Below are 21,645 nucleotides of genomic sequence, written 5' to 3'. Positions count from 1 at the left end.
CCGGAACCCGACCGCCCCCACGTCTTTTCCGTTATTCGACTCGAACCGTCCGCGACTCCCGAATCGGGAGCAGCGGCAGGTCGGGGAACGTGACCTCCACGACGAACGCCAGTTCGTCGTCCGTCGCGCCGAAGACGCCCACGGGGACGGTCACCTCGTCGGAGAGGTAGCACGTCTTCGCCGACATCTCCACGTCGTTGACGGTGACGCGGATACCGACTGAGCCACCGCCGCCGTCGTTTCGCACGCGGATGTCGTGCATGTCGCTCTCGCCGCGGGCGACCGACTCGGGGAAGTCGCCCCAGTCGATTTCGGGCGCGGGGAGGTCCTTCGCGCTCTTGATGACGCGCTCGGCGACGCCCTGCGAGAGGCCCGCGCGAGTGAGTTCCTTCACGCCGGCGTCGACCACGTCGGCCGGGGTCGAGAGGCCGCCGGTCGCGAGCTTTCGCGCGCGGCCGGGACCGATGCCGTCGACGGCCGTGAGCGCCGCGGCGTCGCTGCTGACGCCGTTGTCGACGCGGGCCTCGACGCGCTTTGCGAGGTTGGCCGCGCGGGCGTCCGCGAAGGTGTCGAGGAACTCGCGGAGCGCGGAGAGGAGTCGGAGCGCGTTCTGCTTGATGACCCACGCGTCGCTCCGGAGTTCGCTCGGCGTCGAGTTCGCCATGCTGGCGTGGAGGATGGCGAGCACCTTCTTCGGGCCGTCTTCGAGCGTGGTCGAGACGCCCGTCAGCACCGAATCGACGGCGTCCACCTCGGACTGGCGCGCCGACACCTGTCGGAAGTCGGCCGCGCCCGCGACGGTTTCGAGGATGTCGTCGGCGGTGATGCGGTCCCGTTCCGCGAGGTCGGCGAAGCGCGAGGCGGTCCCGAGTCGGAGGTAGTACTTCGAGGTGAGTCGCCCGAGCGGGGTCGCGTCGATAGAGAGGTCGTCGTCCATCTCGACGAAGCCGCGGGAGACGAGGCGGTCGAGCACGTCGCGGACGCGCTCGCGGAGGTCCTCGAAGTCGTAGGCCGCGGGGTTCGACTGCGCCCGGCGGTAGTAGAACGTCGTCTCCAGCCACGACAGCACGTCGTCGAGGTCGCGGATGGTCCCCATGGCGATTTCGGCGTTGAGGTGCGAGTCGAGGTCTTCTGCGAGGCGCGACTCGATTTCCTTGCCCTCGCGGAGCAGGCGGCGGTACTTGTTCTGGTCCGAGCGGTCGCAGACGACCCAGCCGTAGCCGACGTCGTCGTAGCCGGGGCGGCCCGCGCGGCCGAGCATCTGGAGGATGTCGAGCGGCGAGATGTCCACCTCGCCTTCGAGCGGGTCGTGGTGTTTCGTGTCGCGGATGACGACACAGCGGGCGGGGAGGTTCACGCCCCACGCGAGCGTGGAGGTCGAAAACAGGAGCTGAATCTTGCCCTCCTTGAACCACTCCTCGACGGCCTCGCGGTCGTCCCGCGAGAGGCCGGCGTGGTGGAAGCCGACGCCGTCCAAGACGCCCTTGGCGAGCGAGTCGTTGCTCAGTTCCTTCGCCTCGTTGTGGAAGTCGTAGTCGCCGCGCGCGCCGATGGGCACGTCGCGCTTGGCGAGTTCGTCGCGCGCCTTGGCGGCCGCGCGGACGGCGTCCTGCCGCGAGGAGACGAAGACGAGCGACTGGCCGCCGTCGCGGATGTGCGGTTCCGCGAGGTCGAACGCCCGGTACAGGCGGCGGTACTTGTCGGCGAAGGAGTTCTCGCCGTGGGTGTAGGTCTTGACGCCCGCGTGGAGGTCGACCGGGCGGTAGTCGTCGCCGAACTCGAAGGTCGTCTCGTCCGGTGCGTCGAGCCACGCCGCCACGTCGTCGATGTTGGGCATGGTCGCAGAAAGCGCGACGATGCGGGGGTCGCAGATGCGGCGCATCCGCGAGACGGTGACTTCGAGGACGCCGCCGCGGGTCTCGGAGTCCAGCAGGTGGACCTCGTCGATGACGACGCAGTCCACGTCCTCGATGAAGGAGTAGCGCGCCGAGTCGTGTTTCCGGGTCGCGGAGTCGGTCTTCTCGGGCGTCATCACGAGGATGTCGGCGCGGGCGGCCCGTCGGGGGTTCAGGTCGCGCTCGCCGGTGACGACGTACACCGAGTAGCCGAGGTCCTCGAAGCGCTCCCACTCGGTCTCCTTCTCGGTGGTGAGCGCGCGGAGCGGCGCGATGAAAAGCGCCGTCCCCTCGTCGCGGAGCGTCCGGCAGATGGCGAGTTCGGCGAGCGCCGTCTTCCCGCTGGCGGTGGGGGCGGAGGCGACGACGTTGTGGTCGGTGTCGAGGATGGCGGGCAGCGCCTCGCGCTGCATCCGGTTGAATTCCTCGAACCCGAAGGCATCTGCGAACTCGGGGACCGCCTCGGCGACTTTCACTGGGCGCACCTCCGGGTGCGCGCTGGCGTCGGGGACGAGACGAAGACGAGCGTCATACACGAAGCCGAGTCGTCCGTGGGGAAAGGCGTTTCTCCATCCGGCGCGGCGGCTCGCGGGCGTCGAACGAGCGGAAAACGGAGGGACTGAGGTTGGTGGCGCGTTCCGGCGGAACGCGGTGTGGTGTGGTGGAGTGGTGGAGTGGTAGAGGATTCGGGGACCGAAGCGCCGGGCCGATTACGCGGCGCCGGCGAGCGCGGCGATGAACGACCAGTTCGTCCCCGCGGTGGCCTCGTGCTTCTTCGATTCGGCCTTCGTCATGTTGCGGCGGTGTTTCCAGTTCATACTCGACAGAAGTCTTTACTCGAATATAAGTTTTTCAGTTAAGTGATACATCTAGCACGGTCGTACATGCTGTTTGATGGAAAGTCGTGATATATTCGTCCCGAACGTTTCGTTTTCCGAGATAGTAGTGTTCGTTTGAACGATTCTGAACAAGGCATGATAACACGGGACGTGCGGGCGCTGGGCGAAGTCGCGGGGACGCGGTTTCGCTCGCCTCGGGGAATGGCTCCGTCGGCAACCCGACAGACGGCGGACCAATCCTCACGTTTTTGCCCGTCGCCTCGCAAGAACTGCCTATGCGCACGCGGCGGAAGCCAGACTGGTTGAAGATGCGACCGCCATCGGGCCGGCGTTTCACCGATATCAAATCGACGCTCCGGGACCGGAACCTCAACACCGTCTGCGAGGAGGCGAACTGCCCGAATCTCGGGGAGTGTTGGAGCGGCCGCGACGGCCCCGGGACGGCCACGTTCATGCTCATGGGCGACCGGTGCTCGCGCGGGTGTAACTTCTGCGACGTGACGACCGGCGGGATGGAGCCACTCGACCCCGAGGAACCGGCGAACGTCGCCGACGCGGTGACCGAAATCGGCCTCGACTACGTCGTGTTGACCTCGGTGGACCGCGACGACCTGCCGGACCAGGGCGCGGCCCACTTCGCCGAGACCATCCGCGAAATCAAGCGCCGCGACCCCGAGGTGCTCGTCGAGGTGCTGATTCCCGACTTCCAGGGCGAACCCGACCACGTCCGGAAGATAATCGACGCCGGCCCCGACGTCATCGCCCACAACATCGAGACCGTCGAGCGCCTCCAGTGGCCGATTCGGGACCGCCGCGCCGGCTACGAGCAGTCGCTTTCGGTGCTCCAGCAGGTGACGGACGAGTCCGACATCCACACGAAGACCTCCGTCATGCTCGGCCTCGGCGAGCACGCCCACGAGGTCTACCAGACCCTCTCCGACCTCCGCGAGGCCGACGTGGACATCGTCACCTTCGGCCAGTACCTCCAGCCCTCCCGGAGCCACCTCGACGTGTTCGAGTACGTCCACCCCGACGCCTTCGAGACGTGGCGGCGCGTCGCGGAAGACGAACTGGGCTTCCTCTACTGCGCGTCCGGCCCGATGGTCCGGTCGTCGTACAAAGCCGGCGAACTGTTCGTGGACGCGCTCCTCCGCGAGGGATCGAGCGTCGAGGAGGCGCGGCAGGCCGCGCGCGCGGCCGCCGGACAGTAGGCCACGGTCGCCACCCCGCCGCGTCCGCCCGACTCAGCCATCCGGGTCCGACATCCGGTCCGACCCCGTTCCGCCCCGAAACAGTCCTGCAATGCTGTCGATATTTCCGATTATTTCTCGGTGATGTGTGGGTTCACACTAATGAACGTCAGGAAGAATCGTTTAGAAGCGAAAATGTCCAATTTTACCTCGCGTGAGTTTACATAGCACGACGCGAACCGCAATATTCCGAGCCAAAGTAAATTATATACGAAAACAATATAACGCCGGCGGGTGTCGATTTTGCCATGAACAGGAGGGTTCTCCCGTGAGCGTGCTTCAGCGCGACCCGCAGGACCAGGTACGAGTGCTCGACGAGGACGGGACCGTCGTCGGCGAGGTTCCCGACATCGACGACGAGACGCTCGTCGAGATGTACCGGTACATGCGTCTCGCCCGACACTTCGACACGCGGGCGGTGAGTCTCCAGCGACAGGGGCGGATGGGGACGTATCCGCCGCTGTCGGGACAGGAAGGCGCACAGATCGGCAGCGCAATCGCGCTCGACGAACAGGACTGGATGGTCCCGAGCTATCGCGAACACGGCGCGTCGCTGCTCCGGGGCCTCCCGCTGAAGCAGACGCTTCTGTACTGGATGGGCCACGAGAAGGGCAACGAGATGCCTGAGGGCGTGAACCTCTTTCCGCCCGCGGTCCCCATCGCCTCGCAGATTCCCCACGCGACCGGCGCGGCGTGGGCGAAGAAGCTCCGCGGCGAGGACGACACGGCCGTCATCTGTTACTTCGGCGACGGCGCGACCTCCGAGGGCGACTTCCACGAGGGACTGAACTTCGCGGGCGTCTTCGACACCCCGAACGTCTTCTTCTGTAACAACAACCAGTGGGCCATCTCGGTGCCGCGGGAGCGACAGACCGCCTCCGAGACGCTGGCGCAGAAGGCGACCGCCTACGGTATCGACGGCGTGCAGGTCGACGGGATGGACCCGCTCGCGGTCTACTCGGTGACGAAAGCGGCGCTCGACAAGGCGAAGAACCCCGGCGAGGGCGAGGGCCGACCGACGCTCATCGAGGCGGTCCAGTACCGCTTCGGCGCGCACACGACCGCCGACGACCCGACCGTCTACCGCGACGACGACGAGGTCGAGGAGTGGAAGGCGAAAGACCCCATCCCGCGGCTGGAGTCGTTCCTCCGCGAGACGGGCCGCATCGACGACGAGGGCGTCGAGGCCATCGAGGCAGACGTGAAACAGCGGGTCGCCGACGCCATCGAGGCGGCCGAGTCCGACCCGCGTCCGGACCCGAGCGAGATGTTCAACCACGCATACGCCGAGCGAACCCCGGAGATTCAAGCGCAGTACGAGGAGTTCGAGGCGCTCCGCGAGAAGTTCGGCGACGAAGGATTCCTCAGAGAATGAGCAGTCAGAACCTCACCATCGTGCAGGCGGTACGGGACGGTCTCTACACCGAGATGAACCTCGACGACGAGGTGCTCGTCATGGGCGAAGACGTCGGCAAGAACGGCGGCGTCTTCCGGGCCACCGAGGGCCTCTGGAACGAGTTCGGCGACGACCGCGTCATCGACACGCCGCTGGCCGAGTCCGGCATCATCGGCACGGCCGTCGGCATGGCCGCGATGGGGCTGAAGCCGGTCCCCGAGATTCAGTTCTCCGGCTTCATGTACCCCGGATTCGACCAAATCGTGAGCCACATGTCGCGGTTCCGCAACCGCACCCGGGGCCGCTACACGCTCCCCATGGTGCTCCGCGCGCCCTACGGCGGCGGCATCCGCGCCCCCGAGTCGCACTCGGAGTCCAAGGAGATGTTCTACGCGCACGAGGCCGGCCTGAAGGTCGTCATCCCCTCGACGCCGTACGACACGAAGGGACTGCTCATCTCCGCCATCCGCGACCCCGACCCGGTCATCTTCATGGAACCGAAGCTCATCTACCGGGCGTTCCGCGGCGAAGTCCCGGAAGACGACTACACGGTCCCTATCGGCGAGGCCGCGGTTCGCCGCGAGGGCACGGACGTGTCCGTGTTCACCTTCGGTGCGATGACGCGCCCGACGCTGGAGGCCGTCGAGAACCTCGAAGACGAGGGCATCGACGCCGAAGTCGTGGACATCCGCACCATCTCGCCGCTCGACCGCGAGACCATCGTCGAGTCGTTCAAGAAGACCGGCCGCGCGGTGGTCGTCCACGAGGCCCCGAAGAACGGCGGCCTCGGCGCCGAAATCACGGCGACGATTCAGGAGGAGGCGCTGCTCTACCAGGAAGCGCCGGTCAAGCGCGTCGCGGGCTACGACGTGCCGTACCCGCTGTACGCCCTGGAGGACTACTACCTCCCCTCGGTCGCTCGCGTCGAAGAAGGTATTCGTGAGGCGGTGAACTTCTGAACGATGGCGCTCAAGGAATTCAAACTCCCCGACGTCGGCGAAGGCGTCGCGGAAGGCGAACTCGTAACGTGGCACGTCGCGCCGGGCGACGAGGTAACCGAAGACCAGGTGCTCGCGGAGGTCGAGACCGACAAGGCGCTCGTCGACGTGCCCTCGCCGTTCAACGGGACGGTGAAGGAACTCCTCGCCGAGGAGGGCGAGGTCGTCCCCGTCGGCAACGTCATCATCACCATTCAGGAGGATGGCGACGACGAGGAGGCCGCCGAGACCGCCGACGCGGACGCCGAGGAGACGGCCGACAGCGACGACGCGCAGGCGTCCGACACCGGCGGCGAGAGCGACGAGGACTCCGGATCCGGCGGACGCGTGTTCGCCCCGCCGAGCGTTCGACGGCTCGCCCGCGAACTCGGCGTCGACCTCGAATCCGTCGACGGCAGCGGCCCGAGCGGCCGCGTGACCGAAGGCGACGTTCGCGCCGCCGCGGAAGACGACGGCAGCGAGGACGAACCCAGCGGTCCGCGGAGCGTCCAGAGCAACGGGAAGTCCGCGACCGCGAAGCGCGACGAGGGAACGTCTGCGTCCGCGTCCGCCGCCGCGTCGGCCGAGAGCGCCGACCGCGAGCAGACGCTTGCCGCGCCCGCGACCCGCGCGCTGGCCAAGGAGGAGGGCGTCGACCTCAACGCCGTCCCCGCGACCGAGATGCGCGACGGCGAGGCGTTCGTCTCGCCCGAGGCCGTCCAGGAGTACGCGCAGGCCCAGCGCGAGGCGCAGGCCGCGGACGCCGAGGCGGTGTCCGCCGAGGCCGACGCCGGAACCGCGACCGCCGAGGCGACGGGCGAGCCGGAAGCGGCCGAGAGCGCCGAGACCGGCCCCGGTGCCGGCGAGCGCGTCCCCTACAAGGGCGTCCGCAAGGCCATCGGCGACCAGATGCAGCGCTCGAAGTACACCGCGCCGCACGTCACCCACCACGACGAGGTGGACGTGACCGAACTCGTCGAGCTGCGCGAGCGGCTCAAGCCGGTCGCCGAGGAGCGTGGCTCGCGGCTGACCTACATGCCGTTCGTGATGAAGGCCGTCATCGCGGCGCTGAAGGACTTCCCGTACCTCAACTCGCAACTCGACGAGGAGAACGAGGAAATCGTCCTGCGCGACGAGTACAACATCGGCGTCGCGGCCGCGACCGACGCCGGCCTGCTCGTCCCCGTCGTCCACGACGCGGACCGCAAGGGCATGCTCGAACTCGCCGACGAGATGAACGAGAAGGTCGAGAAGGCCCGCAACCGCAAGATTTCGCCCGGCGAGATGCGCGGCGGCACCTTCACCATCACCAACATCGGCGGCATCGGCGGCGAGTACGCGACGCCCATCATCAACTACCCCGAGGTGGCGATTCTCGCGCTCGGAGCCATCAAAGACAAGCCCCGGGTCATCGACGGTGAGGTCGTGCCGCGAAAAGTCCTCACCCTCTCGTTGTCGTTCGACCACCGCATCGTCGACGGCGCGCAGGGCGCTCGGTTCACGAACCGCGTGAAGGAACTGCTCGAAGACCCCAAGCTGTTGGTGTTAGAATAATGGTCGTCGGAGACATCGCGACCGGAACCGACCTGCTCGTCATCGGCGCGGGGCCGGGCGGCTACGTCGCCGCCATCCGCGCCGCACAGAAGGGAATCGACACGACGCTCGTCGAGAAAGACGCCTACGGAGGCACCTGCCTCAACTACGGCTGTATCCCCTCGAAGGCGCTTATCACGGGCGCGGACCTCGCCCACGAGGCGGGCAACGCCGAGGAGATGGGCATCCACGCCGACCCCGTCGTCGACATGTCGCAACTGCGCGACTGGAAGAGCGGCGTCGTGGACCAACTCACCGGCGGCGTCGAGAAGCTCTGTAAGGCCAACGGCGTCAACCTCGTCGAGGGGACCGCCCGCTTCAAAGACGAGAACGCCGTCCGCATCGCCCACGGCGGCGAGGGACAGGGCTCGGAGACCATCGAGTTCGAACACTGTATCATCGCCACCGGCTCGCGCGTCATCCAGATTCCCGGCTTCGACTTCGGCGACGAGCCGGTGTGGTCGTCGCGCGACGCCCTCGAAGCCGACACCGTCCCCGAGCGACTGGTCGTCGTCGGCGGCGGCTACATCGGGATGGAGCTGTCCACGACGTTCGCAAAGCTCGGCGCGGACGTGACCGTCGTGGAGATGCTCGACGACATCCTGCCGGGCTACGAGTCCGACGTGGCCCGCGTCGTCCGCAAGCGCGCCGAGGACCTCGGCATCGACATGCACTTCGGCGAGGGAGCCAGCGGCTGGCGCGACGAGGACGACGGCATCATGGTGACCACCGAGACCGAAGACGGCGAGGAAAACGAGTACCGCGCCGACAAGGTGCTCGTCGCCGTCGGGCGCTCGCCCGTCACCGACACGATGGACATCGAGAGCGCCGGTCTCGAAGCCGACGACCGCGGCTTCCTCTCGGTCGACGACCGCCGCCGAACCGACGTAGAGCACATCTACGCCGTCGGCGACGTGGTCGAGGACACGCCGATGCTCGCGCACGTCGCCTCGAAGGAGGGCATCGTCGCCGCCGAGCACATCGCCGGCGAACCGGTCGCCTTCGACAGTCAGGCCGTCCCCGCGGCGGTGTTCACCGACCCCGAAATCGGCACGGTCGGCATGACCGAAGCCGACGCCGAGGAAGCCGGCTTCACGCCCGTCGTCGGGCAGATGCCCTTCCGGGCGTCCGGCCGCGCGCTGACGACGAACCACGCCGACGGCTTCGTCCGCGTCGTCGCCGACGAGGAGTCCGGCTTCGTCCTCGGGGCGCAAATCGTCGGCCCCGAGGCCTCTGAGCTAATCGCCGAACTCGCGTTCGCCATCGAGATGGGCGCGACGCTCGAAGACGTAGCCTCGACCATCCACACCCACCCGACGCTCGCGGAAGCGGTCATGGAGGCCGCCGAGAACGCGCTCGGGCAGGCGATTCACACGCTGAATCGGTAACGCCGCAGAACAGAACCAGACTCGACTTTTTTCACCCGTCGTCGAACCACCACAGCGCCAGCATCGTCCCCACGACTGCCACGGCCGCGGGAATCGACTCGTCGACGCCGAATGTGCGGACATCGAAGAGGACGACACCCTCGAACAGGGCGGCGAGCGCGAGGGCCACGAAGACGAAGCCCGCCACCCAGATTTCGGGTGTGTTGACGTCGCTAATTGACATGCGCGGTGCTACGGCCCCAAATATGATAAGTGTTAGCAGACCCCAAACAGTCTACTCGTCGGCGTCGAGAATCCCGTGGCTCTCGAAGAGCTTTCCGAGTCGGTCCATGGAGGCGACGACGGCGTCGCAGGCCGGTCGGACCGCGTCCTTGGGGACGAAACCGACCGAGAGGCCGGCGACTTCGAGCATCGGGAGGTCGTTCGCGCCGTCGCCGACCGCGACCGTTCGGTCCATGGGCACGTCGTGTTCGGCGGCGTGGTTCTCCAGCGCCGTGTCTTTCGTGCCTTCGATGAGCGACCCCTCCACGTCGCCGGTGAGTCGGCCGCCCTTCACGGGCAGGCGGTTCGAGACGATGTCGTCGACCTCGACGCCCTCCTTTTCGAGCGCGCGCTCGACGCCGCGTTCGAACCCGCCGGTGAAGATGGCGACGTGGTGGCCGTAGTCGCGGAGGCGTTGGATGAGGTCGGCCGCGCCGGGGCGGAGTTCGACCTCGCCGTAGGCTTCCTCTGCGAGTTCCTCTTCGAGACCTTCGAGAAGACGGGCGCGCGACCGGAGGCTCTCCGCGTAGCTCATCTCGTCGTTCATGGCTCGTTCGGTGATGTCGGCCATCTCGTCGGCCGTGCCGTTCTTCTTGCCGAGGAGGACCGTCATCTCGGAGTCCGAGAGCGTGCCGTCGAAGTCGAAGGCGATGATGCGCATATCTGCCCGTCGTCGCCGCGGGGTTTCAAAGCTTCCGCGTCGGCAGTTATGCGACGTGGCAAGGACGGGGGCGGGTGACGAACGAGCCGCGGGGAGCGAACCGCGGCGACGTCGCGCACAGCTATTTACCCGTCGTCTCCCTGACAAACACTATGGACGACCTCCACGACGCCGAACACGAGACGCTTAGCGACGTCGAAGCCGACCTTGCCGACGACTTCGGCGAGGAAGGCGACACCCCGATCCGGCAGTTCGTCCGAAGCCTGCACGACCTCGACGAGGCCGACGTGCGCGCGGTCGGCCAGTACGACGGCGAGGCGTTCGAACTGCTCTACCTCCGCGAGGACATCGAAGAGGCGCTCGAACCGGACGCGCGCACCGAGCGCGTGAAGACGCTCGTGCTGAAGGCGCTCGGCGAACCCGTCAACGAACCCGAACTCGACGGCTACGGCGATTTGAACGCCGTCATCAGGTGGTTCGACGAGGTCGTCGTCGCCATCTACCCGCACGACGAGTGGTCGGGGGCCATCGCGACGTTCGACCGAGCGAACTCGCCGCTGGTCGACCTCGCGTCGAAGCACCTGTCGTGAGAACGTTCGCGGGACGACCGCGGCGCGCCCTCACAGTCTGAGTCAGAGTCTGAGCGGCGTCCACGACCGCGGACCGTCGTCGAGGCCGCGGACCCGAAACTCCGGGTCGCCGTCGGTGTCGCGCGTCTCGACGAATCCGTCGAACGGCTGCTTGAGAAGCGCGAGTTCGCGCTCGTCGACGAAGCCGGTGTCGAGCGTGAAGACGCCCGAAAAGCCGGCCGCTGAGATTCGACCAGTGATGACGTGAAGGAACTGGAACAGCTGCTTGAGGTCGACGTACATCACGAGCGTCGAGAGGACGTGCAGGCCGACGCGGGCCGCCCGACTCGCCTCGTGGTGCTCCCGGAGCGATTCGGTGAGGTGGATGCCGATGCCGGTCAGGTCGCCGGGACTGGAGACGTACCGGAGGTTCCCCGCGTCGGCGCGGTCGCCGAGGAGGTCGGCGACGCTCGTCGTGTCGATGACCTCGAACTGCTCCGGGGGCGACCCGCTGATGTGCGACAACTCCCGTGCGATGCTCGGGGCGGGCTTCTTCGTCGTCACGACGACCGTCCCCACGTCGTCGCGCTCGCCGGGCGCGAGCATCGAGAGCATGAGCCGTCGCTTCCGCGTCATCGTCGGACCGGCGATGAGCACGGACCCGGTGTCCGGAAGCGACACCTCGGGCGGTTGCGTCGCCGGCGAAGCGTTCTCGGGGCGGAAGACCATCTACCGAACCTATCGGACTCGCGCAGATAATACTAGTGGGCGAGAACGTCGGACTACTCGAACCGTGCGAGACAGTCTCAATGTCACGATATCGGCCGTTGTGACAACCCTTAACCCGCATGGCTCTGACCCTACGCGCATGAAGGTACTCGTCACGGACCCGATCGCCGACGCGGGTCTGGACCGGTTACGCGAGGCCGGTTACGAGGTAGAGACCGCGTACGATGTCGAAGGTGACGCGCTGCTCGAAGCCGTCTCCGACGCGAACGGGCTCATCGTCCGCTCCGGAACGCAGGTGACCGCCGAGGTGTTCGAGGCGGCACCCGACCTCGTCATCGTCGGACGCGCCGGCATCGGCGTCGACAACATCGACATCGACGCCGCGACCCAACACGGTGTCATCGTCGCCAACGCGCCCGAAGGCAACGTCCGCGCCGCCGCCGAGCACACGGTCGCGATGGGCTTCGCCGCCGCGCGCTCGATTCCGCAGGCCCACGCCCGCCTGAAAGACGGCGAGTGGGCCAAGTCCGACTACCTCGGCAACGAGGTCAACGGCAAGACCCTCGGCGTCGTCGGCCTCGGCCGCGTCGGCCAAGAGGTCGCAAAGAAGTTCTCGTCGCTCGGGATGGACATCGTCGCCTACGACCCCTACATCGGCGAGGAGCGCGCCGACCAGCTCGGTGCCGAACTCGTCGAGTTCGACGCCTGTCTCGCCCGCGCCGACTTCCTCACCGTCCACACGCCGCTGACCCCCGAGACCGAGGGGCTCATCTCCACCGACGAACTCGAAACGATGGGCAGCGGCTACCTCGTCAACTGCGCCCGCGGCGGCGTCGTCGACGAGGCCGCCCTCGCCGAGGCCGTCGACGCCGGCGTCATCGACGGGGCCGCAGTCGACGTGTTCGCCGACGAACCCGTCTCGCCCGACAACCCGCTTCTCTCCGTCGACGACGTGGTCGTCACGCCGCACCTCGGCGCGTCCACCTCGGCCGCACAGGAGAACGTCGCCGTCTCGACGGCCGACCAAATCGTCGCCGCGTTCCGCGACGAACCCGTCATCAACGCGCTCAACGCGCCCTCGGTCGACGAGAGCGCCTTCCCGCGCATCCAGCCGTACATCGGCCTCGCCGAGACCGCCGGGAAAATCGCCGCCCAACTGCTGGACGGCCGCCTCGGCGAAGTCGAAGTCACCTACACCGGTGATATCGCGGCCGAGGACGTCGAACTCGTCACGGCCTCCGCACTGAAAGGCGTCTTCGCGCCGCTCGAATGGCAGGTCAACGCCGTCAACGCCCCGCAGGTCGCCAAGGAACGCGGCATCGAGGTCGTCGAGTCGAAGTCCCGCCAGTCGGACGACTTCCAGAGCCTCGTGACCGTCACCGTCCGCAACGGCGACGAGGAGATGACCGTCTCCGGGACGCTGTTCACCGGCGAGGACCCGCGCATCGTCCGCATCAACGGCTACCGTCTCGACGCCATCCCGCACGGCCAGATGCTCGTCGCCCGCAACTACGACAAGCCGGGCGTCATCGGCTTCATCGGGACCGTCCTCGGCGAGAACGACGTGAACATCGCCGGGATGTTCAACGCCCGCCGCGCGAAGGCCGGCGGCGAGGCGCTGACCGTCTACAACCTCGACGATGACGTGCCGGACAGCGTCCGCGAGAAGCTCCTCGCCGACGACCGCATCATCGACGTGGACCTCATCACGCTCTGAAGCGGACGACCCGCACCGCTTTCTGAAAGAAGAACCCGACTACCGTCGGCCGAACGCCGACGTGACTTCTTCGACCACGCGACCGACGACGGCTTGCACCGTTGCTGCCGCGCTCGACTCGGCACCCGAGCGACGAGGCCGGTCGCTCCGCCGGTCCGAGCGGCCGTGCGTCTGCTGACGGCCGTGGCCGCGACGCTCGGCCAGCAACTGTTCGTAGTGGTCGATTATCTCCTGTTGTGCCGCATCGGCGCTCTCGAGACGCTCGTTGAGACGGGTGTTCGCGCGACGAAGCGCCTCGTTCTCGCGCTGGAGGGATTCCTTGCTTCGCGCGTCGGTGGTGGACGACGGGCGACGACTACGTGACTGCTGGTGACCACGTGACTGCTGATGACCACGTGACTGCTGGTGACCACGTGACTGCTGATGACCACGTGACTGCTGATGACCACGTGACTGCTGATGACCACGTGACTGCGCGGCCGTGGACGCCTGCGCTGACGTGGTCGTGGACGTGTGTGCGGACGAGGGTGCTGACGTGGCCGTGGATGCGTGTGTGGATGAGGCCGAAGACGCGGGGGCTGAGGAGGCCGAAGACGCGGTTTCGGACGGCCCGTTTTCGATTCCGTCCGGCGGGTACGTTCTCGAACCGGCCCCGTCCCGGCTGACGGTCCCGGTCGGCATGCTGCTGAGCGACATCGTGTGGCAAAACGTACCACAGAATGAAAAGAATGCGTCAGACGCGCACCCGACACGCGTCATCGTCCGGAGTTCGACGGCTCCGCCCGCCGATATTCGCGACCGTCGGCGACGGTCGGCACCGGGACGGTCGCCTTACTCGGCGAGGTGTTCGAGGACCGCTTCGGTGTCGTTCGGGACGGGTTCGGGGTCGTCGCCCGCTTCGAACGCCGCGTCGGGGTCCTTCAGCAGGTGGCCCGTCGTGAGACAGACGACCTGTTCGTCCTCGGAGACGACGCCCTCGGCGCGGAGTTTGCGGAGGCCGGCGACGGAGGCGGCGGAGGCGGGTTCGACGCCGACGCCCTCGGCCGCGAGGTCGCGCTGCGCCTCGGTGATTTCCTCGTCGGAGACGGCGACGGCCGTGCCGTCCGTCTCGCGGATGCCCGGGAGCGCCTTCGGCGCGTTGACCGGGTTGCCGATGCGGATGGCGGTCGCGCGCGTCTCGACGTCCTCCCAGCGCTGGGTGTCGTCCCAGCCGTTCTCGACGGCCTCGACCATCGGGGCCGCGCCCTCGGCCTGCACGCCGGTCAGTTTCGGCACGTCGTCGACGTCGAGCGCGCCCGACTGAACGAGTTCGCGGAACGCCTTGTAGAGCGCGGAGGTGTTGCCCGCGTTGCCGACGGGGAGGACGATGCGGTCCGGGTAGGTACCGTAGTCCTCGTGGAACTCCTCTAGGATTTCGAGGCCGATGGTCTTCTGGCCCTCCAAGCGGAAGGGATTCAGCGAGTTGAGGAGGTACGCCTCGCCGCGGGCGGCGAGGTCCTGCACGATGTCGAGACAGGAGTCGAAGTTCCCGTCGACTTCGAGGATGCGCGCGTCGTGGAGCGACGCCTGCGCGATTTTCCCGGCGGCGACCTTGCCGGCGGGGAGGAGCACGAGCGTCTCCATCCCGCCGCGCGCGCCGTAGGCGGCGAGCGCGGCCGAGGTGTTGCCGGTCGAGGCGCAGGCGAGGCGGCCGACGCCGAGTTCCTTCGCCACGCGGACGCCGACGGTCATGCCGCGGTCCTTGAACGAGCCGGTGGGGTTCATCCCCTCGTGTTTGACGCGGAGGGTCTCGACGCCGACGTCGGATTCGAGGCGCGGGACTTCGTGCAGGGGCGTCGCACCCTCGGGGAGCGAGACGCCCTCCTCGAAGGGGAGCGCGGCGTTGTAGCGCCAGACGCCGCGGCCCTCGAAGTCGTCCCACGTCGGCGGGGACGCGTAGCGCACTTCGAGGAGGCCGTCGCAGTCGTCGCAGGTGTACCGAACGTCCTCGAACGGCGCGAACTGCGCGCCGCACGCGATACATTCGAGCCAGGTGCCGTCGTCGGCGACGGATGGCTCCTCGGGGGCGGGTGCCGTGAGTTCGAGGCTCATTGCTCGGGCGGTGGCACCAGAGGGACAAAAACGGGCGGGTTTGGGCGGCACCTGCCGGGCGACGACCTCGTCGGGAACCCGGTCGACCGGGGAGAACTACGACTCGCCGAAGGCGTCGATGCGGGCGTGCACGTCCTCGGCCCACTCGTCGAGGGAGGCGTGCATCATCTCCTTGGCCTCGGGGAGCGGGGTCGCCGTGTACTGGTAGACGTAGCCGCCGGGGTCGAGCAGGCGGCGCTTGCGCTCGGTGAGGCCCTTGTCGAGGAGCGTCGTCAGAGAACGGTTGACGTTGCTTCGGTCGCGGTCGAGCACCTCCGCCAGTTCGGCGACGGTGCTTCCGGGGTTGTCGAGTAGTGCGAGGTACGTTCGGCTCTCGTGGCTCTGGATACCGAAGACGCACGCGAGGACCTGTCCGAAGTTCGGGTCCTCGGTCTCCATCAGTTCGCCCATGTCCGGTGCGTCGGCCATGCACACCTGTTCGCCGTGCGTCGGATTAAACCCTCACCTACAGGCGAGCGAGCGGTCGTCCCGGACGGGACGCCATGGCTACTCCGATTTCGCGTACCCCATCTTCAGCACGCAGTCTCGCATGCCGTCTTCGTCTTCGTGTTTGTGGAGCGTCGTCGGCGTGTCGCAGTAAAAGACCGTGCCGTCGTGGCGGAGCGTCACCTCGTGGATACCGCCGAGCATCTCCGCTTGGACGACGACGCGGCGACCCTCGCGGAGCGCGTCGAGAATTTCGTCTGCGGTCAGTTCGCCGGACTCGACTCGAAGCGGCTCGGGCATACCGGAGGGTCGGGAGCGAGCGGTATCAGTATTGTCGATGACGGCGGACGCCGACGACGGCGGCCGCGTTCGACGAGTCGAATCAGTGCGAGTCGTGAGTCAGTTCGTCGTGGACTTGGACCGGTGTTCCTCGTCCGTCGTCGGGACCTCCACGCCCTCGACGACCTCCGCGACCTCGGTCTCTTTCGGCGTGTCGATGTGCCAGCGGTCGATTTCGTCCTCGAAGCCCCGCAGCGTCTCCGACACCTTCGACTTCAGTTCGTCGTCGTTGACGTTCACCTCGAAGACGAACCGCTCGTCGCCGGTGCCGCGGCCGACCCGCTGGATGTTCGCGCTCACGAGTTCGTTGTCGAAGTAGTACGGGGCCAACTGGGTCATCACGTTGCGGTAGACCGTGTCCTCGACCTTCCGAAGCGCCTTGCGACCGGCGGAGTCGGCCGCGCGGGCGACGTAGTTGATGGAGTCCTGCCACGACTCGACGGCTCCCTCGTTGTCGCCCTCCTCGACCTTCTCGTAGGACCGAGAGAGCTTCTCCCCCGCCGTCTTGAGGTCGTCGTTGGGCGTCTTGCCCGCCTTCTCGCCCTCGCCCTCGCCGACGCTCGCCTGCTGGGCCGTCTTCTCGTTTACGTCCTCACCGAGGCGCTCGTGGGACTTGGGTCGCCACTCGTCCCAGTCGTCGAATGCGGCGCCGTCGACGTCGGCGTCGCGGAGTGCGCGGGTGATTCGCTCCCCGTGTTCGACGACCTCGTCCCAGGTGCCACGGCGTTTGAACCCGGAGATGCTCTCTTCCATTGTCGTTGACGGGACTACGCGCCAGACGGTATAAACTCTACGAGGAGACAGGTTCGCACACGGGTGAGAACGTCTAGCGGTCGCCGTAGACGAACCGCTGAGCGGCCGCGTCGAGGCGGGACGACAGCCCTGCGAACCACGCGGTCGGCGACGCGAGTCGGAGCGCCGATTCGTCGAGTTCGATTCGGTCGCCGCCGAGCGGGTCGCGGTCCCCGCTCGCGGTGGCGTCCACGACGGTGGTCATCGAACACCGGCCGCAGGCCTCGCGTTTCGGGTCTGCCATGGGCCGCGGTTCGTAACCTTCACGAATAAACCTTGGTTTTCGGGCGGGTCGCGACGGGCTTATAGGGTCGAACGTGTTGCTCCGTCTCATGGGATATCGCGTCGTGGACGCAACCGCCGTCGAACCCGCCGACGACCGCCCGTGCGAACTCCGCCGCATCGGCGGCGAGGGCGGCTTGGAGAGCGTCGCGCTCAACCGCTTCCGGGCTGCCCCCGGCGAGCAGGTGCCGCTTTCGTACCACTACCACACCGAACAGGAGGAGGCGTTCTACGTCCTCTCGGGGACGCTGTTCGTCGAGACGCCGGACGAGACGTTCGAAGTCGGCGCTGACGGCCTGTTCGTCGCCGACCCGGAGAGTCCCCACCGGGCGTACAACCCCGAGACGGCGGACGAGCCGGTCGAACTGCTCGCGCTCGGCTCGCCGGCCGTGTCGGGTGACGCGGTGGCCTACGACCCCGACGAGGAATGAGGAGCGTCGAACCCGAGGACGCCGAGGGGGGCGAAACGCCGGCCGAGCAGAGCGAGTCGGACGCGTCGGACGCCACGACACCGGGTCCGGCCCTCGACCGCCCCGAGTGGGACGACGAGTACCTCGACCGGGTCGCCGAACGGCTCATGTACAACTACGACTTGGAACGGGAGTACGCCGTCCGCGGCGAGCGATTCGACCTGTTCGGCGCGATGCGGATGGAGAGCCAAAAGCAGTTCCTCCACCAGTCTATCAACTACGCCAACCACCACGCGATGGAGTACATGTTCGCGCGGCGGGTCGAGTCGCCGACGGTCGCCGAACTCGAACGGCTCGTCGAACTGGGCCACGCGCTCGCCGACGAGTGGATAGAACCCGACGAGGAACACTACGGGACGGATTTTACCTTCGTGCTCGTCGCCGACGCGGTGCCGGACGAGGTCCGAGCGTTCGTTTCCGACTTCGCGGACCGAACGCTCCTGAAGTTCGGCTACTACGGCCACTACGAGATGAACCTCGCAGTCGTCGCGCCGACCGACGAGGACGCCGTGGCGAGCCGCAACGCCGACTCCGTCGCTGCGTTCACGCTCTGGAGCGACGGCTCGCCGGCCGTCTCCGACGGGCTGTTGCGTCGGCTCCTCGGAACGTTGCGTCGGTAAAAAGCGGAGTCGAAACGGCGAACAGTCGCGCGTCAGTCGTCGCTCGGCTGCGGACGACCGCCGCCACCGCCGCCACCCGAACTCCGGGCGTCTTTGATGTTGTCGTAGCCGATTTTCGCCAGCGACAGCGCGAGGTAGACGAGCACCAGCGCGAGGACGATTTGGACGACCGCCGACACCATCGCGAAGGTGCCCGCGGACGCCATCCACTCGGGGTTCAGGAACTTCGCGTAGAGGTTGTCGTGGAACGCGAGCCAGAGCAGACCCAGCGACGTGATAGTCGTCATGAGGGCCATCGGCAGGCCCGTGCTGAGGAGCTGCTTGGAGTCGTCCCAGTTGGCCAGCCAGACGGTCGCGGTCAGGAGCGCCAGCGCGGCGAGCAGCTGGTTCGCGCCGCCGAACAGCTGCCAGAGCGTCAGCCACGAACCGCTCGTGATGAGGATGTACGCCGGCAGCGACTGCACGAACGCGTTGCCGTAGCGGTTGGTCGCGAACTCCTCGACCGGCGTCTCGGGCGTCCCGACGATTTCTTCCATCATGTAGCGACCGAGACGCACGGCCGTGTCAGTCGACGTGAGGAGGAAACTGACCAGCACGAGGGCCATGAACGGCCCGCCGAAGTCAGTCGGGATGCCGAAGCTCGACAGGATGACGCCGCCGCCCGCCGCGAACGTCGGCAGGGCGAGGCCGATGCCGCCGCCCACGTCAGGCGCGATGATGGCGACCGTCGCCAGCGCGACGGTGGCGAGGAGACCCTCGCCGAGCATGCCGCCGTAGCCGATGACGCGCGCGTCGGACTCCTTGTTCAGTTGCTTCGAGGTCGTGCCCGACGAGACGAGCGAGTGGAACCCGCTGATGGTCCCGCAGGCGATGGTGATGAACAGAAGCGGGAACAGCGGCGCGCCGGAGCGGCCGATGAACCCGTAGTACGGTTCGAGGTTCGTCACGAGCGGCTGGGTCGGGTTCGTGAAGAACGTGCCCACGACGATAGCGACGAGCGCGCCGCCGACGCCCGCGTACAGCAGGAACGACGAGAGGTAGTCGCGCGGTTGCAGGAGCACCCAGACCGGGAGGGCACTAGCGATGGCCCCGTAGACGAGGATGAGCGGCACCCACGCCGCGGTGTTCCCGTTGAACGAACTCGCACCGGGGAGCCACGCGCCGGAGCCGGAGAACAGGACGAACGTCTCGGCGGGCGCGCGGGCCGCGGGTTCGAACAGCGCAATCGGGAACTGAATCCCCGCGTAGACGCCGACGAACATCGCCACGACGAACGCGAGCGTCCCCGGCAGGAACGGGAGATTCAGTTGGTAGAGGTAGACGCCGAACAGCACCGCGAGGACGATGTACACCAGACTCGCCGTGGCGGCCTCCGGATAGGCGTTGAACACGATGGCCACCACGAGGGCGAACACCGCGACGACGAGGACGATGGTGAGAAACGCGAACCACAACAGCATGTTCTTGCCGCGCTCGCCGACGTACTCGCCGATGATGTACCCGATAGACTTTCCGTCGTGTCGCAGACTGCTCGACAGCGACACGAAGTCGTGAACGCTCCCGAGAAGCGGGTTGCCGATGGCAATCCACGCGAGTGCGGGGGCCCAACCCCACACCACGCCCGCCGTAATCGGACCGACAATCGGCGCGCCGCCTGCGATGCTCGAATAGTGATGCCCCAGTAACACCGGCTTTTTCGCCGGAACGTATTCTTGACCGTCTTCGTACTTGTGCGCTGGTGTCTCACGACTGTCGTCGAGTTCGACGAACTGCGCGAGATATCGGGAGTAACCGAGATACCCGACAGTAAACAACGCGAGTACCGTGACGACCAACCAAATGACTTGTACCATGGTACGCTGCCCCACTCGGTGACACGAAAATGCCCACCTTAACGTTAACGATAGATATGAATGTATCGCGTTCGAACGACAGGTTCAATCGGCGAGGTGACCGAAAATTCTCACCGCGAGGTCGGTTTACCTACCTACTGAACGTCGGGTTCGATATCGATGTCGAGTTCGTCCGCGACCTCGCCGAGGAAGTCGCCTTTGACCTCGGCCACCCGCGTCTCGACCGCGGCGACGAGTGGCGGTGAAAAATTCTCGCGGAGGTCGTCGAGGCGCTCTCGTTCTGTCTTGACTCGCTCGCGCAAGAACGTCGCGCCCCGTCCCGACTCGTCGGGGTCGGGTTCAGGCGTGAGGCGATTGACCGCGAGGCCGCGCACGTCGAGGCCGTAGTCATCGAGTTGGTCGATTGCGCGCTCGGTTTCGCGGAGCGATAGCTCGTCGGGATTCACGACGAGGAAGAACGCGGCGTCGTCCTGCAGCGTCTCCTTGGCGAACGAGAAGTCGTCGCGGCGCTGTTCGAGGCGGGCGATGATGGGGTCGCCGTCCATCATCCGCCGCGGTTCGTTGTTGCCGATGGCCGCGCGCTCGAACAGTTTGACCGACTCCTTGCGCTTGTGGAGGAGCCGCTGAATCCAGCCGTCGAGGTACTCCGGGAGGGAGAGCAGTCGGAGCGTCCCGCCGGTCGGCGAGGTGTCGAAGACGACCCGGTCGTACTCGTCGGCGGAGCGCATCACGTCGATGAAGCGGTCGAACAGCGCCGACTCGTACGCGCCGGGCGTCTGGTGGGCCATCTCTATCTGGCGGTCAATCTCGTTGACCATCGCGGGGCTGACCTGGTCGCCCATCGCCCGCTTGGTCTCCATGAGGTGGTCGCGGACCTCGGTCTCGGGGTCGATTTCCATCGCGTCGAGGTTCGGCTCGTCCGTGACGGCCGCGGGCTCGTCGGTGAACGACTGGTCGAACACGTCGCTCGTGCTGTGGGCGGGGTCGGTCGAGACGAGGAGCGTCCGGACGCCGTCGCGGGCGCACTTGACCGCGTAGGCGCTCGACATCGTCGTCTTGCCCACGCCGCCTTTGCCGCCGAAGAAGACGAATTTGCGCATGTTAGAAGTGATACTGGTGGCCTTTGCGTTCGAGGAGCGACCCGCGGTCCCACATCCGCCGCTCCCACGCCTCGAACTCGTCTTCGAGGTACGGGAGCAGTTCGGCGGTGTAGTACGAGATGGGCGAGGGGATGCCGAACGCGTCGGGGAAGCACGCGAGCATGAACGCGTCCTCGTCGTCCTCGGCCTGCTTTTCTATCTTCTCGTAGGCGGGGTGCGAAATCATCCCGTGGTAGAGGCCGCGGAGCCACTCTTCGACGAGTTCGCGAAAGGATTCGATGCGCGCGGCGAGCGTCATCAGTTTACACACTCACCGGTTCCCGGGCAAAAGGGTATC

Annotated in this window: 22 protein-coding genes; 9 read left to right on the top strand and 13 right to left on the bottom strand. The window is 67.0% G+C overall.

The features are described from left to right. Positions 1 to 31: 31 nt before the first annotated feature. Complete coding sequence (locus C5B90_RS08105; protein WP_115880468.1) at positions 32 to 2,371, bottom strand: DEAD/DEAH box helicase; 2,340 nt, start codon at positions 2,369 to 2,371, stop codon at positions 32 to 34. 638 nt (positions 2,372 to 3,009) lie between these two features. Between C5B90_RS08105 and lipA the strand changes: the two genes are divergently transcribed. The 5 genes from lipA to lpdA all read left to right on the top strand — a co-directional run bounded on the left by lipA (position 3,010) and on the right by lpdA (position 9,338). Then, a complete protein-coding gene (lipA, locus tag C5B90_RS08100; protein ID WP_115880466.1) occupies positions 3,010 to 3,945 on the top strand; it encodes a lipoyl synthase in 936 nt (311 codons plus the stop codon). A gap of 307 nt (positions 3,946 to 4,252) precedes the next feature. Beyond that, positions 4,253 to 5,359 carry a pyruvate dehydrogenase (acetyl-transferring) E1 component subunit alpha gene (pdhA, locus tag C5B90_RS08095; protein WP_115880464.1) on the top strand — a complete coding sequence of 369 codons (1,107 nt, stop codon included), beginning with the start codon at positions 4,253 to 4,255 and terminating at the stop codon, positions 5,357 to 5,359. Beyond that, positions 5,356 to 6,339, top strand: coding sequence for an alpha-ketoacid dehydrogenase subunit beta (locus C5B90_RS08090; protein ID WP_115880462.1), 984 nt, complete (start codon positions 5,356 to 5,358; stop codon positions 6,337 to 6,339). The genes pdhA and C5B90_RS08090 overlap by 4 nt, the downstream gene beginning before the upstream one ends. A gap of 3 nt (positions 6,340 to 6,342) precedes the next feature. Next, positions 6,343 to 7,911: a 2-oxo acid dehydrogenase subunit E2 gene (locus tag C5B90_RS08085; protein ID WP_115880460.1), complete on the top strand. Its 1,569-nt coding sequence runs from the start codon at positions 6,343 to 6,345 to the stop codon at positions 7,909 to 7,911. After that, entirely contained in the window at positions 7,911 to 9,338 is a 1,428-nt protein-coding gene (gene lpdA, locus C5B90_RS08080) for a dihydrolipoyl dehydrogenase (RefSeq protein ID WP_115880458.1), read from the top strand. Before C5B90_RS08085 ends, lpdA begins: the two co-directional genes overlap by 1 nt. A gap of 31 nt (positions 9,339 to 9,369) precedes the next feature. On the opposite strand, the gene C5B90_RS08075 is transcribed toward lpdA, so the two are convergent. Continuing rightward, a complete protein-coding gene (locus C5B90_RS08075) occupies positions 9,370 to 9,561 on the bottom strand; it encodes a hypothetical protein (RefSeq protein ID WP_115819901.1) in 192 nt (63 codons plus the stop codon). 51 nt (positions 9,562 to 9,612) lie between these two features. Beyond that, positions 9,613 to 10,260, bottom strand: coding sequence for a phosphoserine phosphatase SerB (serB, locus tag C5B90_RS08070; protein ID WP_008090876.1), 648 nt, complete (start codon positions 10,258 to 10,260; stop codon positions 9,613 to 9,615). Between the two features lie 152 nt (positions 10,261 to 10,412). Here serB and C5B90_RS08065 point away from each other — a divergent pair, with 152 nt between their 5' ends. Further along, the gene (locus C5B90_RS08065) at positions 10,413 to 10,850 is read left to right on the top strand and encodes a hypothetical protein (protein WP_115880456.1); all 438 of its coding nucleotides are present in this window, start codon (positions 10,413 to 10,415) and stop codon (positions 10,848 to 10,850) included. A gap of 42 nt (positions 10,851 to 10,892) precedes the next feature. Here the strand turns inward: C5B90_RS08065 and C5B90_RS08060 are convergent, their stop codons facing one another. Further along, positions 10,893 to 11,558 (bottom strand): hypothetical protein, encoded by a 666-nt coding sequence (locus C5B90_RS08060; RefSeq protein ID WP_115880454.1) that lies wholly within the window; start codon positions 11,556 to 11,558, stop codon positions 10,893 to 10,895. Positions 11,559 to 11,697: 139 nt separating this feature from the next. Between C5B90_RS08060 and serA the strand changes: the two genes are divergently transcribed. Then, positions 11,698 to 13,275: a phosphoglycerate dehydrogenase gene (gene serA, locus C5B90_RS08055; protein WP_115880452.1), complete on the top strand. Its 1,578-nt coding sequence runs from the start codon at positions 11,698 to 11,700 to the stop codon at positions 13,273 to 13,275. Positions 13,276 to 13,314: 39 nt separating this feature from the next. Here serA and C5B90_RS21300 read toward each other — a convergent pair whose 3' ends face one another. From C5B90_RS21300 to C5B90_RS08025, 6 genes are all read right to left on the bottom strand, one after another. Then, a complete protein-coding gene (locus C5B90_RS21300; RefSeq protein ID WP_115880450.1) occupies positions 13,315 to 13,971 on the bottom strand; it encodes a hypothetical protein in 657 nt (218 codons plus the stop codon). 135 nt (positions 13,972 to 14,106) lie between these two features. After that, positions 14,107 to 15,366 carry a threonine synthase gene (gene thrC, locus C5B90_RS08045; RefSeq protein ID WP_115880449.1) on the bottom strand — a complete coding sequence of 420 codons (1,260 nt, stop codon included), beginning with the start codon at positions 15,364 to 15,366 and terminating at the stop codon, positions 14,107 to 14,109. Between the two features lie 96 nt (positions 15,367 to 15,462). Then, positions 15,463 to 15,834 carry a helix-turn-helix domain-containing protein gene (locus tag C5B90_RS08040; RefSeq protein WP_004968692.1) on the bottom strand — a complete coding sequence of 124 codons (372 nt, stop codon included), beginning with the start codon at positions 15,832 to 15,834 and terminating at the stop codon, positions 15,463 to 15,465. 78 nt (positions 15,835 to 15,912) lie between these two features. Next, on the bottom strand, positions 15,913 to 16,152 hold the full coding sequence (locus C5B90_RS08035; RefSeq protein ID WP_115880447.1) for a hypothetical protein: 240 nt from the start codon (positions 16,150 to 16,152) through the stop codon (positions 15,913 to 15,915). Positions 16,153 to 16,251: 99 nt separating this feature from the next. Then, on the bottom strand, positions 16,252 to 16,944 hold the full coding sequence (locus C5B90_RS08030; protein ID WP_058568856.1) for a DUF5828 family protein: 693 nt from the start codon (positions 16,942 to 16,944) through the stop codon (positions 16,252 to 16,254). A 73-nt stretch (positions 16,945 to 17,017) separates the two neighbouring features. After that, positions 17,018 to 17,227, bottom strand: coding sequence for a hypothetical protein (locus tag C5B90_RS08025; RefSeq protein WP_058568855.1), 210 nt, complete (start codon positions 17,225 to 17,227; stop codon positions 17,018 to 17,020). Between the two features lie 88 nt (positions 17,228 to 17,315). Here C5B90_RS08025 and C5B90_RS08020 point away from each other — a divergent pair, with 88 nt between their 5' ends. Next, entirely contained in the window at positions 17,316 to 17,696 is a 381-nt protein-coding gene (locus tag C5B90_RS08020) for a cupin domain-containing protein (protein WP_115880445.1), read from the top strand. After that, positions 17,693 to 18,355 (top strand): hypothetical protein, encoded by a 663-nt coding sequence (locus C5B90_RS08015; protein ID WP_115880444.1) that lies wholly within the window; start codon positions 17,693 to 17,695, stop codon positions 18,353 to 18,355. The genes C5B90_RS08020 and C5B90_RS08015 overlap by 4 nt, the downstream gene beginning before the upstream one ends. A 32-nt stretch (positions 18,356 to 18,387) precedes the next feature. Here the strand turns inward: C5B90_RS08015 and C5B90_RS08010 are convergent, their stop codons facing one another. From C5B90_RS08010 to C5B90_RS08000, 3 genes are all read right to left on the bottom strand, one after another. Further along, entirely contained in the window at positions 18,388 to 20,208 is a 1,821-nt protein-coding gene (locus C5B90_RS08010) for a carbon starvation protein A (RefSeq protein WP_058568852.1), read from the bottom strand. A gap of 134 nt (positions 20,209 to 20,342) precedes the next feature. Further along, on the bottom strand, positions 20,343 to 21,308 hold the full coding sequence (locus C5B90_RS08005; protein ID WP_115880442.1) for a TRC40/GET3/ArsA family transport-energizing ATPase: 966 nt from the start codon (positions 21,306 to 21,308) through the stop codon (positions 20,343 to 20,345). A gap of 1 nt (position 21,309) precedes the next feature. Next, the gene (locus C5B90_RS08000) at positions 21,310 to 21,606 is read right to left on the bottom strand and encodes a hypothetical protein (protein WP_004968702.1); all 297 of its coding nucleotides are present in this window, start codon (positions 21,604 to 21,606) and stop codon (positions 21,310 to 21,312) included. Positions 21,607 to 21,645: the final 39 nt, after the last annotated feature.

Origin of the sequence: Haloferax sp. Atlit-12N (genome assembly GCF_003383095.1) — an archaeon.
In the GTDB taxonomy this organism is placed as follows: Archaea; Halobacteriota; Halobacteria; order Halobacteriales; family Haloferacaceae; genus Haloferax.
Note: the sequence above shows the minus strand (reverse complement) of the source record. Positions and strands in the feature narration are given on the sequence as shown.